Here is a 17476-nt window from a genome sequence, read left to right as displayed (position 1 = left end):
TAGCATTATAGGTTCACATTAAGTCCGGCGGTATAGGTACGGGTATTCGGGTACTGAAACCTTCCATAAACACTGTTGTTTTCCGGATCCAGTCCTCTCCATTTGGTCCAGGTATACAAGTTTTGTCCCTGAACAAAGATTTTTACGCCCTTTACGAACTTAATTTTTTGCAATACACTTTTTGGAAGGGAATAACCAATATTCACATTCCTTAGGCGCAGAAATGAAGCATCCTGAATGTCCTTTGAGGTAAAATTCCTTGGGATGTCAAAACGCTGTAAAGTGGCATTGTCGCCTGGTTGTTTCCAGCGGTCATCCAACATCCGCACCGACTGGTTACTGGTTGCATAACGCTGGTTTTCATTGTAAAAATCTTCGTTGTTCCAGCGCATCACATCGCTCACAAAAGAAAACAAAGCATTGACGCTAAAACCTTTCCAATTTAACGCCGTATTAAAACCTCCTGTGAGTTTCGGGTACAGGCTGCCTGAATTGGTTACGCTTTGCGTGTTGGAATTGTAAACTGCTGTAATGGAACCATCTTTATTGTAGTATTGCGCTTCGCCGGTCTGCGGGTTTACACCAGCCCATTGCGGGGCAAGATAAGTTCCATAAGGCATACCAACCTTAAACACCCTGCTGTCGCCATCTGGTAATTCATCTGTTAGTGGGGTTAGGTACAAAATGGTATTTTTGTTGTATCCCGCATTCAGTCCAATGCTCCAGGTCAGCTGATCATTTTTAATCAAATCGCCACTGATTTCAAACTCTATACCCCGGTTTCTCATTTTTCCAGAGCTTAACGGAATACTTCCGTCCGAGCCATATCCGGCAACTGCAGAAAGCGGCTGATTAAAGAACATATTGGATGTTGCCCTGTTGTAATAATCAAAAGTCAGCCTCAGGCGGTTGCTACTAAATAAACCCAGGTCGAAACCGGCATTGAATTCATTGACATATTCCCAGTCATAGCCCGGATTACCTGGTGTTAAGGGTTTAACCCCATTTACACCACCATAAGAGGCTGCGCCAAAAGTAGCCAGGTAATTAAAATCACCACTTAAGGGACTGGCGGTGATCCCGTAACTTGCCCTCAGGCGAAGGTCAGCGATGTAACTTACATCCTTCAGGAAATTTTCCTTTTTAGCGGCCCAGCTTCCTCCAAAGGAGTAAAAGCCATGCCATTTGTTGACCGGGGCAACCCGGGTAGAGCCATCGTAACGGTAACTTCCCGAAATGGTGTATTTACCATCATAGGTATACCGTGCCACACTCATAAAGGAAGCCAGGGCATTTTTGGTTTTGGATCCGCTCACCACAGGTAAAAAAGTACTGCTTCCATTGGTTACCCCAGCTGGGGTTTCCGGCAAACGGCCATCAATGCCGAAACCTGTAAAACCAAAACTGTTGAAATTGTTGTAGAGGTATTCATAAAAGCCCGACACTTCCAGGTCATGCACCTGGTTGAACACTTTGGCATAGGTAATCCCTGTGGTTGAAACAATATTAAAATTCCTGCGTGTGCCTTCCTCAAAACGGCCTTGTCCGCCAAGGGTATTGCTTACCTTTCTGGAGCCATAATAAGAATCGGGATTAATGTACAACATGTCTGTTGAATTCCGGTAATCGATACCGGCCCGGGTCGTGATTTTCAGTTCCGGCAAAATCTGGTAACTGAAATTGGTACCAATAATGGTTTTCAGCTGATCCGTTTTATTGGAAGAATTCAGCAAACGTTCCAGTCCCTGACTGCCTTCCCGCTGGTCCAGGATAAAATAAGAGGATTCATTTCCAGGATGGATGAGCGTACCGTCCGGTGCATAAGGTTTCTCGTAAGGCAAGGCATAATACACCGAGGCCATAGCTGTACCTGCACCTGTACTACCTTCTCCTTCTGTAAAACTGGAATTGGAATACCCTACTGATACATTTACACTTCCTGAAAATTTATCCGCCTTAAAATCCAGGTTACTTCTTAAAGCATATCTTTCTGTACCGGTCCTCCTGGCCACCCCGTCCTGCTTGTAATAATTTAAAGAGTTGTAAAAGCGCAGGCCTTCATTCCCCCCACTGATGCTGACCTGCTGTTCCATAAATTTCCCTTTCTGAAAGAAAATATCCCTCCAATCGGTATTGATCCCTCTTAAACTATCCAGAATGGCATCAGCCCGCTGACGGAAAGCTGCTGTTCCTGAAGTATAAGCCGGATTTTTAGGAGAATAAGTCCAGCCAGGTCCCAGGTTGCGGTTGTAATTTAACCCGATCTCCTCTTCAAAACGAAGGCGCTGCTCGGTGTTCATCATGGTAAAATTTGGTCTGCTCAGGTTGGAAAAACCATATTGGGAATTGTATTGTACAGAAAGCCTTCCGGGCGTCCCTTTTTTAGTCGTCAGTACAATCACGCCATTGGACCCTCTTGATCCGTATAAAGCTTTTGCAGATGCATCTTTTAAAACGGTGGCAGACTCTATATCTTCGGGGTTAATGGTTTGAAAATAATTGCCTTCAATGGGTACTCCATCCAGAATATACAATGGCGTGGAAGAACCATTTACGCTTCCAATACCGCGGATCACCACCGATGCACTTTGACCAGGTTGTCCAGAGGTAGAAATGACACTCATTCCTGGTACACGGCCCTGAAGGATCTGATCGACAGTCATTCCGGGAACCTGGTTAATTTTATCGGCAGTGACCAGGGAAGCCGCACTGGTTGACTGGTTTTTGGAGTAGGCGGTATAACCGGTGATGACTACATTATTTAAAGTGCTGATGTCTGGTTGCAGCTGAATGGTCAATACTTGTCCCTGCACCCTCACTTCCTGGCTTAAATAACCAATATAGGAGACCAGCAGGACGGCATTTTCTTCCACGTTTTTAAGGTTAAAGCTCCCGGTCTGGTCTGTTATTGCAGCGGTTGAACTGCCCTTGACCTTCACAGAAGCGCCTGGCAGACCTGTACCGTTTTCATCCGTGACCTTGCCCCTGATCTCAATACCTTTTTCTTTCTGGTTTTTACCAGGCCCTGATTGGAGGGGTTTAATCAAAATGGTCCGCTCCTTAATTTCCCAGCTGAAAGGCTGAGACTGGAGTGTTTTGGTCATCACATCTTCAATAGAAGCATTGCTGATCTTAATGTTAACTGGTTTGGATTGTTGCTGGATCAGATCCAGGTCATACAGGAAAAAATACCCCGTCTGACGCTTGATTTCTTTTAAAACCTGTTCCAGCGGTACATTGTGCTGATTTAAACTGATGCGCTGCGAAAAAGCCGCAGCACTGAGCTGCGTGCAGAAAAGGGCCAGCAGCACAATGGTTAGCTTTACGGAAGGGTAAAATTTCATACATTCGATTTAGTTTGTTGATGGATTGGTTGGTTATTGTGGTGTTATTGGATCAGGGTCCCTGTCGGGTGGTGACCTTAAGTTCCCTGTTCTTTTCTATTTTAAAACTGATGTTCCCGGTGACTTCAAGCATATGCAATACTTCAGATAAGCCTGCACTGCGCGGCACCATACCATTGTAGCGTTTATTGGGTACAGTACTGTAGTCAACCTTTACATCGTACCAGCGTTCTACCTGGCTCAGAATACTTTTAAGGGAGGCGTTGCTAAACTGGAACAGGCCATTTTTCCAGGCCGTTTCCTCTTCGGTGTTCACAGTCAAAATGTTTATTTCCGGTGAAGCATTCCCTATTCTGGACTGTTGTCCGGGCTGTAGCATTTTACTTTTCCCCGAGTAATGGACATTGACACTTCCTTCGAGTAGTGTTGTTTTCAGGACCGCATCGTCCATATAGGCATTGATGTTAAAATGTGTTCCGGTTACCTCTACATCCTGTGCAGCGGTTTCGACATGAAAAGGCATCGCTTTATTTTTCGCCACCTCAAAATACCCTTCCCCGCTCAGACGGACCGTTCTTTTGTTTCCGCTAAACAACTCTGGATAACTTAAGGAAGACGATGCATTTAACCAGACCTTGGTCCCATCGGGAAGAATGATCTGGTACTGCCCGCCCCTGGGTGTGGCTACGGTATTACTGGCTATTTTTCCATTCTGCTGGGGTTTACCAGATGCGGTATACACCAGCTGTCCGCTTTTTGTTTTGCTAATGGTTAACCCCGGAACTTCAATCACTTTTCCCACTGCCTTATCGTCGAGCACGACTTTGGTCCCGTCGGCCAGGGTCAGCAAAGCTTTATTGCTGCCGGGTAAAATATCCTTTATAGCTACAGCAGTAAAGTCTTTTCCCAGAGGTTGGTCCTGTTTTTTGAACCATAAATAAGTTGCTGAAGCCGTAAAAAGTAATACAGCAGCTGCTGCAGCATATTTATAAGACCACAATCTGCGCCTTTGGGCTGGCGCTGTAGCGTTGATTTTCCGCTGAATCTCTTCAAAATTCCGGGCATGGTCCATGGCAGCCTCTTGCTCAGAAAGTTCCCGGCTTTTATTTTTTTCGGAATAAGCGTAATACAACTCCACAAATCTGATCTCTTCCTGGCTCGCTGTCCCGGCAATATATTTTTCAATCATTTTCCGGATGTCATCTCCGGGTTTATAAGCGGTCATATGATGGCGTTTTCATATATGTACCGCAAAAAGGAAAATCTCCCAAAAAGAATTTAAAATTCTTTTAAAAAATTACAGGATTATTTTTCAAGCAGGGAATAGAGGATCATGGCCGAACTGAACAATTGGGTCAGTTTCATTCTTAACCCATTGGAGGCAGAAAGCAATTGATTTTGCACCGTTTTTTGTGAAATTTTCAGCAACCCCGCTATTTCTGCAGTACTGAGCTCCTGCTCATAATGCATGATAAATATGGCGCGACGCTTGGCGGGAAGTGCTTTTATAAATTGTTCCACAATTTTAACCGCTTCCTTTTCCAGCAGGTCCCCGTCTGTTTTTAAAGAAGAAATCACTTCTGTTTCAAGCACATCAACAAAAAAACTTTGCCTGGAATCTTTACTGATGGCTTTCAGGACCTGGAAACGCACTGCGGTATGCAGGTAGGCCTGTGGATTTTTAAGGTCCAGTTCGGCCCGCCGGTTCCACAAATCGGCGAAGACATTCTGGACCACATCTTCGCATTTGTCTTTATCTGCAAGCCTTTTATAAGCAGTATTGAACAATGACAACCAGTAACGGTCGTACACCTGCTTAAATGCAGTTTCATTCCCCTGTTTTAACAGGGCAAAAAGCTCCAAATCCTTCGCTATATTTAAACCGGTTTCCAAGATGTAAAGGTTGCTGATAACCAAATATATAAGTTTTCCTTAATAATTGATCATCTCGGGGGCATTCTGTAGTCAAATTACCAAAAAAGAGACAAGCTTTACCCTTTGTGGAGGGGATTGTTGTCCGGGCCTGGATTATTTTCCGGCATCGCTGGTGTACTGCCATCACGAACAGCCCTGTAATGAGGGGAAAGGATTTCTACACCTGCCGCATTAAAAACATCCAGAATATTCCGGTACAGTTCACTGTAAATCAGCGCCTGTTTATTGGCCTCTTTAATGTAGGCATTGATCTGATAGGAAACATAAAAATCTTCCAGGCTGGTCTGCAGCACAAAGGGCTTAGGATCCTTCAGCACATGCTCTGTTCTCAAAGCAGACTCAATAAGCAGCTGATGTATGGTTTCCCAGCGGATGTCATAACCCAGGGTAAGGGTCGTATTGATGATCAGCCCCTGCCCTCCTTCCCTGGTACTGGTCGAGTAATTGACCGTACTGCTGGACAATACGGTAGAATTCGGAACCGTAATGTCTTCATTTTTGATGGTTTTAATTCTGGTCACCAGCATGGTCTTTTCCAGCACATCACCAACAACTTCTCCAATTTTCACCCTGTCCCCTACTTTAAAGGGCCGCATATAGGTAATCACCAGGCCAGCCACAATATTGGTAATGGCACTGGAAGAACCCAGGGAAATTAAAATACCCAGAAAAACCGATACCCCCTGGAAAGCTGGCGAGCCCGAACCTGGCAGGTAAGGAAAAATAAGGATCAGCATAAAGGCATACAGGACAAACCTCAGAATATTAAATGTTGGGATGGCCCAGTCCCTGTGAAAGCCACTGAGCTGTATGTTCCCCTTGCGCAGCTCTGTAAAAAAATACTTCACTCCTTTTACGGCATAGCGGAAAATCAGGTAAATGACCAGTACGGTAAACAGATTTGGCAGGTAATGCAATATCCCGTTAAATGCCGAGGAAAGCGGGCTAAGCACCCATTCGAGTAAGGTGCCTGTCCACTGCTCTGTTTCGGGAAAAATGCTAAACAACAAGGGCAGGGACAAATAGATCACTAGAATAATGACCGCAATACGCAATACATTGTTGAGTTTGAGCAAAAGGTTTTCCAAATGCTCGGGTGTAAACAATTTAACAGAGCCTAATTTAAGGCCGTTCAAATACTTCGAACGGTGGGCAGAAACCAAACGGGCCGATCTTCTGAAAAGTCTGTTGATGATAAAGATAATCAGTCCCAGAAAAAGAATCACCAGTACCACCAGTCCAATCCGCTTCAACCAGTTGACCAGGCTGTATGCTTTTCTCTCCTTTTCCACAACTTCCTTTACCCTGGACAAATATTCTTTGGCCAGTTGTTCATTACTTTTGTTTAGCCATAAGCCATCCAGATTGGCGACGGATAAAATAACTTCACTTTTTTTATAGGTAATCTCGTAAGTTTCTTCATTTTGGTTCAGGGCCAGGGAATCTGCCTTATAAAAAGGGTCTTCATAAAGCTTCTCTATCCTTTTGGTAATAGATGCCGCCCTTTCAGAGGCACTAAAGGAACCGATTCTGGTGTATACATAAAACAAGGTGTCTCTTTTAAGGACCACCGGAAAACCTTTTTCATGTTTTTTAAGGGCTTCTATTTTCTTTAACTGCGCAATTCTTCTGATGGAATCTTTTGTCGCAATGTCACGCAGTTTACTTTCAAGCTGTGCGGTTTTTTTCTTATCGCCTGTTGAACCGGCCAGTTCCTTTTCCAGCTGTATTTTAACCAGGGAATCGATTTGCTGCTGCTGGTGATCTTTCAAAAGCAGAGCTTCGGTCATTTTTAAGGTATCACGATGGCTGGAATCCGGACCTTTCTGAGCCCTTGCACTGCTTAAGGCAAGGCAACTCAGCAGGACAGAAACAGCAAGAAAACAAGAGGCTTTAATTTTGCGCATACCCAAATTTAACATTTCTGATCAATTCTTCTGCGCAAAATAAAACTACCTGATCGGTTTAATCCAGTAGGTATAGCTATGGTCCGCAAAAGGAAGCCTATATTGCTTCAGGGGCTGCGAACCCCAACTGTCTATACCTTGTAAACCAGATTGCTGCAGGTCCATATGCAGGAAGATCTTATCCTGCACGACCAGTTCACCGGAATGGTATTGTTTTTTATCCTCCTGTGGGTCCAGCTGGTCCAGGCTGTAAGGCAATGCAGCAAAGTTCAGTAAACTGTCCTGGTATATAAACTGCAGCCCTTTGCCTTTTTGATTGGTAAAACTTACCCGGCGAACATCTGTTTTATTTCCGCTTTCCTGTGGTCTGGCGTAAGGAAAATACTGGTCTTTGACTTTTTGCTTGTAATTTCCAATCAGGGAAGCCGTTTTTCTGTCCCAATAATTTTCCCAGGGGCCCCTTCCGTAAAATTCTATATTTTCAAACTCTTTGGCCAACTGCAAATTGTTCCCCATTCTTAACAGCAAAGGATATTTTCCTTTAACTGCGGTGAACACATTGGTAATTTTTAAAGTACCATCTGCGTATACCCTAACTTCCTGCCCGGCAATGGCTTCTCCCCCGAGCAGTTCTTTTTTAAAATGCATGCTGTAGCTGCCATCGCTGTTCTGCTGAAGTTCCGCGGCCAGCAGTTTTCCTTCACCATAGGCATTTCTCCATTTGCGCAAATTTTTATTAAATCCTGCCCCTATGTCGTTGTCTGTAGGTGCCCTCCACCAGGAAGGTTCAGGACCGCTTTTAAGTATTTCTTCCTGCTTTAGGGAATAGCTGCTCAACAAGCCTTTTTCCAGGTCAAAACGCACACTGAAATCTTTTCCCGAAAGTTCACATTGGGCAGCGTTTTGCTTAACGTTAAGCTTTCCAGTCAGGGAAGGCCCAACGGGCTGGAATTCCGCCTGATTTAAAGCAAACTGATCATAAGCCACTTCATAACCTTGTTCCAGCAAGGGTTCGGCCTGTTTTAATACATAATGTACATTTAAAAAGTATTCTTTATCCTTTTTGAGACTCAATTTAACCGGTAACTGAAGGTTTATCCGCTCACGTGGTGCAATTTTAAGGTCTTCCACCATTCCTTTTTGTATCGTCTTTCCGTCTTCAATGACTTCCCAGTTTAAGCGGATGTTGTCGAGCCCTTTAAAGAAATAGCTGTTTTGAATTTCAATTTTATACGCTCCGGTATAAGCCGTTTTAATAAACTGATGAACTTTTTTAACTTCTATGGCCATTGGGGTCAGTTCCCGGTAAGCCGTAACAACCCCTTTGACACAAAAATTGTTGTCACTGAAATTTTGGTTTACCGGTCCTTCCAAAGGAAAGTCCCCGCCATAAGCCAGAATTCTTTTCCCGTTTTTTACCGTATCGAGTCCCTGATCAATCCATTCCCAGATAAAACCGCCCTGAAGTTTGGGATTGTTTTCTATGGCGTTCCAGTACTCTGCATAATTGCCCAGGCTGTTGCCCATAATATGTGCAAACTCACTCATAATCAAAGGCCGGGTATTTTTACCTTTTGCATATTGAACCAGCCAGTCGGGATCGGGATATTGCGGTACAATCATATCGGTATTAAAGTCCCATTCTGCACGCTCATATTGTACCGGTCTGCCAGGATCTGTTTTCTTTAACCACTGATAGGCTTCGTACATATTGACCCCATTTCCCGCTTCGTTGCCCAAAGACCAGACCAGTACACTTGGATTGTTTTTATCCCTTTCATACATTCTGCTGATCCGCTGAAAATGTGCATTGCGCCATTGTTTGTCATTGGCCAGGGTAACCGCTAAATCGTATCCCCTGCCATGAGACTCAATGTTGGCTTCATCTACTACATATAAACCATACTCATTACACAATTCCATCCAGTAAGGGTCCGGTGGATAATGAGAGTGACGGACGGCATTGACATTTAGCTTTTTCATCATTTCCATGTCCTTGCGCATATCCTCATGACTTAAAGTATGTCCTTGTTTTGCGTTGTGTTCATGCCGGTTTACCCCTTTAAGAAAAACACGCTTGCCATTGACCAGAAAATCACTGCCTACAATTTCTACTTTTCTGAAGCCTACTTTTTGAGGAATCACTTCGAGCACTTCACCTTTGCCATTTTTTAAGCTGATGTACAAGGTATACAAATAAGGCACTTCAGCCGACCAGGTTTTTACTGCAGGCAATTCCTTTTTAAAAGAAACATTTGTATGGTAATTGCCCAGTACCCCTTGTAAGCCGCTATCCTGTTGCCATTCCAGTTTCCCTGAAGCATCACGGAGTTCTGTGCTAATCATAAAGGAATCGGCCTTGCTGTGTAATGTTTTTTGGTCCATACGGTAATTTTCAATACTCAGGTTCAGGTCCAGCAGGCCTTTTGTATAGCTCTGGTCAAGGGAGGCCGAGATTTTAAAATCACGCACATCCATTTTAGGGGTGGCATATAAATAAACATCTCGTTCAATTCCTGAAATCCGCCACATATCCTGGCATTCCAGGTAACTTCCGTCACTCCAGCGGTAAACTTCCAGCGCAATGAGGTTTTCTCCGGCTTTCACGTATTTAGTGAGGTCAAATTCTGCGGCAAGTTTACTGTCTTCACTATAACCTACTTTTTTTCCGTTCACCCAAATATAGAAGGCCGACTTTACCGCCCCGAGATGGATAAAAACTTGTTTGTCTTTCCAGTTTTCCGGGATGTTGATTTTTTTTCGGTAAGAGCCTACCGGATTGTTATCTGCAGGAATATCAAAAGGAGGGTTTAGCTTCGCTCCCATTTTGCTCTTACCCGCAAATTCATAGGGATGATTGACATAAATGGGCAAACCATAACCATTGGTTTCCCAGTTGGCAGGGACTTTAAAATTTTTCCAGCCGCTGTCGTTGTAATCTGTTTTGAAAAAATCCAGGGGCCTTTTGGAGGGGTCCTGCACCCAATTGAATTTCCAGTTGCCGTTAAGCGACATAAAATAACCGGATTTCTCTTTTTTCCCCTGACCTGCCAGTATTTTGCTTTCGTAAGCAAAAGCTTCGGCACGCATGGGCATTCGGTTTAAGGCTACAACTTCAGGAGATTGTAATTCTGAGGGGAGGTTTTGCCCCTGTACTAAAAAACTGCCTGAAACAAATAACAGGCAGGCTGCAAGTTTAAGTTTGATGGAATGGTTCATTGAACCACAATATACAGACTCTGGAAAGGGATTAAGAAATCGGATAAAGCGCAAACGTTTGTCTGAGCCTATTTAGCAGGTCGTTTTTTGAATTTAAACAAAATAACCATCAACGCCAGCAAGGGGGTTAAAGCAAACACGCTAAACAACCAGAATGCTGCATTTTGAGCTCCAGGAATTCCTCCAGGGCTGGTGATCCCTGAAAAATTGGCCACTAGGCCTGCAATGGCAGAACCAAAAGCAGTGCCCAGAAGCTGTACCGTTGAAATAGAGGCCGAAGCCTTTTCTTCTTCTCCCTTGGAGGCTGAAGACAAGACCTGTGTTAAAATGTGCGACCAGCCCATGCCAATACCTGCGCCAATAAAAACCAGCAAAAGACAAATGAGCACAAAACCGGTCCCACTGCCATAAACAGGCTCAGGTACCATAAAAGCTAGGCCCAGCAAACCGGCAAGGACAAACAGTGGCCCGCAAATGATCACAGCCCCTACATATTTATGGGGCAAACCAGAAAAAGCAATAGAACACAGGGACCAGCCCAGGGCAATGAGCACGGTCAGATAACCTGCCTGAAGCGGAGAAAATCCATGGATCAGTTGTAAAAAGTAAGGAATATAGATTTCTACAGTACCCGATAAGGTGAGTAAAACCACGACCGCATAAGTAGCGCCCAATAAAGTTGAAATCTGGTAGGCTCCCCTTGGCAATAAACGCTCCGAGGGCCCTTTCTCACTGGAAATAACAACCGACAGCAAAATGATCGCGACCACCACGCCGGAAGCATTTGCCCAAAGATGCGCCGAGACACTTCCTGTTGAAATGGCCAGTGCCGCCAGCAGAATGAGGACTAATTTATAGAGGGGCAGTGCGGCAGAGGTCAATACCTTATCCTGCTTTTTGGGCAGAATATTTTCTGTAAGCACAATGAGCAGCAGTGCAATAACCAGCAAGGTGACAAAAGCATACCTCCAATGACTGTATTCTGCAAAAATCCCACCAAAAAAAGGCCCAAGAAAAGCAGAAACACCCCACATTGCCGATACAAGCGCCATTGCACGGGACCAGAAAGGTTTCTCGTAGACAATGCTGATCATGGCATAAGATAATGCCACCAGCAAACCGCCTCCAATACCCTGTATAAAACGCCCGGCAAGCAGCACATACATGGCAGGTGCTAAGGCGCAAAGTAAAGCTCCTGCAGAAAACAAAACAATTGCCATTCTGTAGGCGGCCCGGGGGCCAATTTTAGCAAGTGTAACCGAAGAGATGACTGAACCGATGATGGCCGCAACAACATACATGGTCGTGGCCCAGGAATAAAACGACAAGCCGCCGATATCTTTGGTCACTGAAGGCATAATTGTCGTTGCCAGATAAACATCTGTCGCATGTAGCATGACACCACCGGCCAGTGCTATAGATTTTAAACCATTTTTTCCGGACAACAAAGCGCCCCAGCCAATCTTTTCTTCTTTTGCAGATGTCATTTGCTTTTTGTTTTAATAGGTATTTATGCTCTGCTTGGCAGAGAGAATGAAACAAAATTATCATTTTAAACAATAAAACAAGTATTTACTTATTTTATTGTTTGAGATATGGCACTCCCCTGATGATTTGAATAAAGCTGGCAAAAAAAATCCCCTATTGATTTAACAATAGAGGATCTCTGTTTTGCCCTTATCCGGTCAACGGATAATTACCTTGAATAATTTGGCGCTTCTTTGGTAATGGATATATCATGAGGATGACTTTCCCGCATTCCTGCTGCAGTAATCCTGACAAATTTTGCTTTTTGAAGGTCTTCAATGGTAGATGCCCCGCAATAATGCATTCCTGCCCTTAAACCACCAACATATTGATAAATTACCTCAGCAAGGGTGCCTTTATAAGGAACACGTCCTACAATACCTTCGGGAACAAGTTTAGTGACCACATCTTCTTCATCCTGAAAATAACGATCTTTAGATCCCTGCTGCATGGCTTCTACAGAACCCATTCCACGATAGGATTTAAATTTACGGCCTTCATAAATGATGGTTTCACCTGGTGACTCTTCGACCCCGGCAAATAAAGAACCGGCCATAATAGAGCTGGCCCCTGCGGCGATCGCTTTTACAATGTCACCTGTCTGTTTGATCCCTCCATCGGCAATGACCGGGATACCGGTACCAATTAAGGCCTGAGCACATTCAAAAACGGCATATAACTGTGGAACACCTACCCCGGCAATAATCCTTGTGGTGCAAATAGAACCTGGTCCTATTCCAACTTTCACCGCATCTGCCCCCGCAGCGGCCAAAGCCCTTGCTGCATCAGCAGTTGCAATGTTTCCGGCAATCACCTGAAGTTCAGGAAACCTTTTCTTAATGGCAATGACCATATCGATCACGCCTTTTGAATGGCCATGGGCAGTATCCACCGTAACCACATCCACGCCTGCTTGTACCAAAGCCGCTACACGGTCTATGTTGTCTGCCGCGACCCCTACTGCGGCACCAACCCTCAGACGTCCCTTTTCATCTTTACAGGCCTTTGGATAATTTTTATATTTCTGTATATCTTTAAAAGTAATTAATCCGGCTAAACGGCCTTCTTTATCAATTACAGGAAGTTTTTCAATTTTATAATCCTGTAAAATTTCTTCCGCCTGCAATAAAGTGGTTCCTTCTGCTGCCGTAATCAGGTTTTCACGGGTCATCACCTCAGCGACCGGCCGGTTCATGTCTTTTTGGAAACGAAGGTCCCTGTTGGTGATGATGCCTACCAGCTTGTTTTCGGCATCAATAACCGGAATACCTCCGATTTTAAATTCTTTCATGATCTGGAAAGCATCGGCTACAGTGGCATTTTTACCAAGGGTAATCGGGTCCTGGATCATTCCGCTTTCTGAGCGTTTTACCTTACGTACCTCTTCTGCCTGACGTTCAATGCTCATGTTCTTATGCAGCATACCTATACCACCTGCCTGTGCAATGGCAATAGCCAAACCAGCTTCAGTTACCGTATCCATCGCTGCAGATACGACAGGAACATTTAATCTTATTTTCTTGGTCAGAAAGGTTCCGGTATCCACATCGCGCGGCAGAACTTCAGAATATGCAGGCACCAATAATACGTCATCGTATGTCAGTCCTTCGGCTACAAATTTTTGGGGATCGAGTTGCATGGCAAATAAGTTTATGAATTACTATTTGCCGGGCAAAAATACGATTATATCTCTTATTCTGCAACAAGATTATTTAAATGGATCTTTTTTCAGGAAAGATTACAATTGAATTATGATTCTGTATATAGGGAAATGGCCCGGATCATGGCTGAATAATTTCAAAAACTGTCCTCCTTTTGGAGGAACAGTTTCTGAAATCAAGCTTTAACTTATCAACACAGGTAGATGTCTATTCGTTAAACCGCTTAAAAGTAAATTAAAGAAATGCCGAAAGTGGTGACATCCAAAAAAAATGTGTCATTTTTAAAATATTTTGCCTGTTTTCAAAAAAATAAATAAAAACACAAAGAAAATTCATGCTAAAGAAAATTATAATCGCATGTCACCACTTTGGGTATTTCTTTAACATATTTTTGGCTCATTAACCAGGAAGATTTAACTCTTCACAAACTCGGCGAGTTTGATCCGGAACAGAATTTCAATTACCGCTCAAATATAGCTTTCCCCAGGGAAAGCTTTTTTTATTTCAAAAGAGCTCTAAGCATTTTATTTTTTAAAAAAATGGGCTATTGAATACCTATGGACTATTTTTTATATCTGATCATTTGTGCTTTTTCGGGAAATTTATTGCTATAATTGACTGTTGCATCCCAAAACGTTAAAAAATGTTATCCGGCCAGCGGCTTTCTTTTGCTGAATGACTGCCCGGATAAAAAATTACATCAGATGAAGAATAAAGAATTGACAATGCAGAAGTTGATTTCCAGTGTTGGCTGCATTATTAGAAATAAAGGTTATAAAGGGCTTGGCGTAAATGCAATAGCCCGTGAGGCCGGCGTACATAAAAAATTAATATACAGGTATTTTGGCACTGTAGACCAGCTCATTGAAACCTATGTAATCGAAAAAGATTACTGGCTTTCCTTTAATAAAAAAATAGAAGAATCACTTCCCCAGATTGATCAACAGAACGATTTGGAAGAAATCCTCGCCTCCATACTTGAAAAACAGTTTGAGTTCTTTTTCAATGAAGAAGAAATGCAGAAAATTATCCTTTGGGAAATTTCAGAGGAAACCGTTCTTCTGAATGGAATATGTAAAGTGAGGGAGGAATTCGGGGATTTGATATTAAACAAAACAGATGAATTTTTTAAGGGTTCCGGAACCAATCTAAGGGCCGTTTGTGCATTACTGGTTTGCGGAATCTATTATATGGTATTACATGCCAAAAAGAACGACAGCACCATCTGCGGGATCAATGTTAACTCCGATCAGGGTAAGGCAGAAATCAGCAAAACCATCCGGCAGGTCATTAAATGGTCCTTTGACCTCAAAAAAGGTCAGGAACCTGTGATCCAAAATTAGGGATAAAGATGATTTAAAAATCAGAAAGGCCTAAACCTCTCCTTCTTCTGTATGCTGACGCAACTGTTTTGGCCCCTGTGGCCATATGTAAGCCGTTGTTTGCTTTTTCCATCCCAGGCTTTTGTAGAAATCGCCTTTGCCTGGTGCGGCCGTTAAAGTTACAAAGTGATAGTTTTCAAGCAGGCTGTTTAATTTGTTGACCAGGACCTTCCCAAGGCCATTGCCCTGAAAATCCGGGTCGACAACAATATCCCCCAGCATGGCATAATAGCGACCATCATCTATAGTTCGTCCGAATGCAATCAGTTGTTCTTGTTTATAGACAAAAAGTGTCCAGCTGCTTTTTCTAAAGGCCTGTTCTATTTCTTCAGCAAGCCTTGTCCGCCAATTGACTTTTGCAAAAAGTTCGCAAACGTATGCCCAGTCGATCCCGGACAGATCGGGATTTACTTTATAAACCAGGCTGTCTTTATCCAGTTTTTCAGGGGGCATAGCTAAAGTCATTTTTTCCATATAACATTCGAGTTACACTGTGGTTTCAGAAATTAAAACAAGTTATTTTGCGCAAATATGAGGAATATTCTCCTTTGAAAAACATTTAATCCAATAAATTTAAAGCATGAATTTCTTTAAAACAAAAATCCCTGCACAGCTGCTTTGTTTGCTGGTTTTGATGACTTCCGCCAGTCTTTCCCTGCAGGCCCAAACCTTCCGCTACGCCTTTGTAACCGATACACATGTTGGCTCCCCTACCGGAGAAGAAGACCTGAGGAGAACCGTGGCAGACATCAACAAAGAAAAGGGCATTGATTTTATTGTTTTAACAGGTGATGTGACAGAAATGGGCACAGCTCAGGAAATTAAACTGGCCAAAGAAATTCTTTCCTCTTTGACCAAACCACTGTATATCATTCCGGGAAATCACGATACTGGCTGGTCTGAGTCGGGCGGGGTAGACTTTATCCGTGAATTCGGAAATGACAAATTTACTTTTGATCATTATGGTTATCGTTTTATTGCCTGTGCTTCTGGTCCATATGTCCGGATGTCTGACGGACATATTCCAAGGGACGCCACCGTTTGGCTGGACAAGGTTTTGAAAAATACGCCTAAAAACATGCCGGTTATTTTCATTAACCATTACCCTGTTGACAACAGCCTGGACAATTGGTATGAAGCAACAGACAGGATCAAAAAATACAACATCCAGTATGCCATATGCGGACATGGACACGCCAATAAAGCTTTAAATTTTGAAGGTGTTCAGGCTACAATGGGCCGTTCCAATTTAAGGGCAAAAGACAGTATTGGAGGCTACAATATCGTAACCATGACTAAAGACTCTGTTTTCTTTGCCACCAAAAAACCTGGAATTGAAATTGAAAAGGCCTGGAGAAAATTTGCCCTTCAAAAATTTACCCCTCCTGCCTCAGATGCCTTTGAACGGCCTTCTTATGCGGTAAATAAAACTTACCCTCAGGTCAAACAGGCCTGGACTTATCATTCGGCAGCCAATGTGGTTTCCACTCCGGCTACAGATGGAAAAATAGTTGTTGCCGGAAACGCCATTGGAGAAATTGAAGCGTTGTCGCTAAAAGACGGAAAAAAGAAATGGACCTTTAAAACCAATGGTGCAATTTATTCCTCGCCGGTCATCCATTCCGGTCTGGCTATTCTAGGTTCCGGAGATGGCCATATCTATGCATTAGCGCTCGGCACAGGGAAGCTGGCCTGGAAATATGCCTGTAAAGCCGCAGTTCTGGGTTCTCCTGTTGTTGAAAATGGCCATGTATTTATTGGTGCCAGTGACCATTCTTTCCGGGCGTTGGAAGTCAAAACAGGCAAATTACTCTGGTCATTTGATGAGGTGGAGGGTTCTATTGTAGATCTTCCGTTAATTTATAAGGACAAGATTATTTTTGGTTCCTGGGGAAGGCACCTCTACGCCTTAAACAAAAATGATGGTACTCTGCTTTGGAAATGGGATAACGGAAATGCCAACCGCATGTTCTCTCCTGCCATGTGTACACCAGTCGCGGTAAATGATGTGGTGTACATTGCCGCCCCAGACCGGGTCCTTACAGCAATAGATGTAAACAATGGTGCTACACTATGGAGAAACAAGGAAGCCACCGTAAGGGAATCTATTGGCATTTCGGAGGATCAATCCCTTATCTTCGGAAAAACCATGAATGATGAAGTGGTTGCTTATAAAGCCCAGGCCACTGATGGGGGAATATTGTGGAGATTAAATTTGCATTTCGGCTATGAACATGTTCCTTCTATGCTTATTGCCAAAGACGGTGCCGTTTTTTTTGGCACAAAAAACGGAACGGTTTATTCTTTTGACCCTGTAAAACAAACAGAAAACTGGTCACATAAAATTGACAACTCGATGGTAAATACGGTAAATGTTATCAATAAAGACACCATTTTGGCCGCAACGATGGACGGGATAATTACTTTAATAAAAAGGTAAATTATTTTTCTTTCTTATTATTAAATCTGTTATCATTGTCGAGCTAATTTGATCACGCTCT

General features: G+C 43.4%; 10 protein-coding genes. 2 read left to right on the top strand and 8 right to left on the bottom strand.

Translation table 11 applies throughout. From position 1 onward, the window contains the following. Positions 1–5 precede the first annotated feature (5 nt). The 7 genes from B0O44_RS00540 to guaB form a co-directional block, all read right to left on the bottom strand. The gene (locus B0O44_RS00540; protein ID WP_110826751.1) at positions 6–3344 is read right to left on the bottom strand and encodes a SusC/RagA family TonB-linked outer membrane protein; all 3339 of its coding nucleotides are present in this window, start codon (positions 3342–3344) and stop codon (positions 6–8) included. A gap of 52 nt (positions 3345–3396) precedes the next feature. After that, positions 3397–4569 (bottom strand): FecR family protein, encoded by a 1173-nt coding sequence (locus B0O44_RS00535; protein WP_110826750.1) that lies wholly within the window; start codon positions 4567–4569, stop codon positions 3397–3399. An 80-nt stretch (positions 4570–4649) separates the two neighbouring features. Next, the gene (locus tag B0O44_RS00530) at positions 4650–5237 is read right to left on the bottom strand and encodes an RNA polymerase sigma factor (protein ID WP_110827497.1); all 588 of its coding nucleotides are present in this window, start codon (positions 5235–5237) and stop codon (positions 4650–4652) included. Between the two features lie 98 nt (positions 5238–5335). Next, positions 5336–7186 carry a mechanosensitive ion channel family protein gene (locus tag B0O44_RS00525; RefSeq protein ID WP_110827496.1) on the bottom strand — a complete coding sequence of 617 codons (1851 nt, stop codon included), beginning with the start codon at positions 7184–7186 and terminating at the stop codon, positions 5336–5338. 45 nt (positions 7187–7231) lie between these two features. Then, the gene (locus B0O44_RS00520) at positions 7232–10405 is read right to left on the bottom strand and encodes a glycoside hydrolase family 2 TIM barrel-domain containing protein (protein ID WP_110826749.1); all 3174 of its coding nucleotides are present in this window, start codon (positions 10403–10405) and stop codon (positions 7232–7234) included. A 68-nt stretch (positions 10406–10473) separates the two neighbouring features. Next, positions 10474–11892 carry an MFS transporter gene (locus B0O44_RS00515; RefSeq protein ID WP_110826748.1) on the bottom strand — a complete coding sequence of 473 codons (1419 nt, stop codon included), beginning with the start codon at positions 11890–11892 and terminating at the stop codon, positions 10474–10476. 209 nt (positions 11893–12101) lie between these two features. Continuing rightward, positions 12102–13571, bottom strand: a complete 1470-nt coding sequence (guaB, locus tag B0O44_RS00510) for an IMP dehydrogenase (protein WP_110826747.1) — start codon at positions 13569–13571, stop codon at positions 12102–12104. 726 nt (positions 13572–14297) lie between these two features. Between guaB and B0O44_RS00500 the strand changes: the two genes are divergently transcribed. Continuing rightward, positions 14298–14936 carry a TetR/AcrR family transcriptional regulator gene (locus B0O44_RS00500; protein WP_146229744.1) on the top strand — a complete coding sequence of 213 codons (639 nt, stop codon included), beginning with the start codon at positions 14298–14300 and terminating at the stop codon, positions 14934–14936. A 30-nt stretch (positions 14937–14966) separates the two neighbouring features. On the opposite strand, the gene B0O44_RS00495 is transcribed toward B0O44_RS00500, so the two are convergent. Next, positions 14967–15449 (bottom strand): GNAT family N-acetyltransferase, encoded by a 483-nt coding sequence (locus B0O44_RS00495; protein ID WP_110826744.1) that lies wholly within the window; start codon positions 15447–15449, stop codon positions 14967–14969. A gap of 106 nt (positions 15450–15555) precedes the next feature. Here B0O44_RS00495 and B0O44_RS00490 point away from each other — a divergent pair, with 106 nt between their 5' ends. Further along, positions 15556–17415: an outer membrane protein assembly factor BamB family protein gene (locus B0O44_RS00490; RefSeq protein ID WP_110826743.1), complete on the top strand. Its 1860-nt coding sequence runs from the start codon at positions 15556–15558 to the stop codon at positions 17413–17415. Positions 17416–17476 lie beyond the last annotated feature (61 nt).

It is taken from the genome of Pedobacter nutrimenti, from assembly GCF_003208655.1.
GTDB lineage: Bacteria > Bacteroidota > Bacteroidia > Sphingobacteriales > Sphingobacteriaceae > Pedobacter > Pedobacter nutrimenti.
Note: the sequence above shows the minus strand (reverse complement) of the source record. Positions and strands in the feature narration are given on the sequence as shown.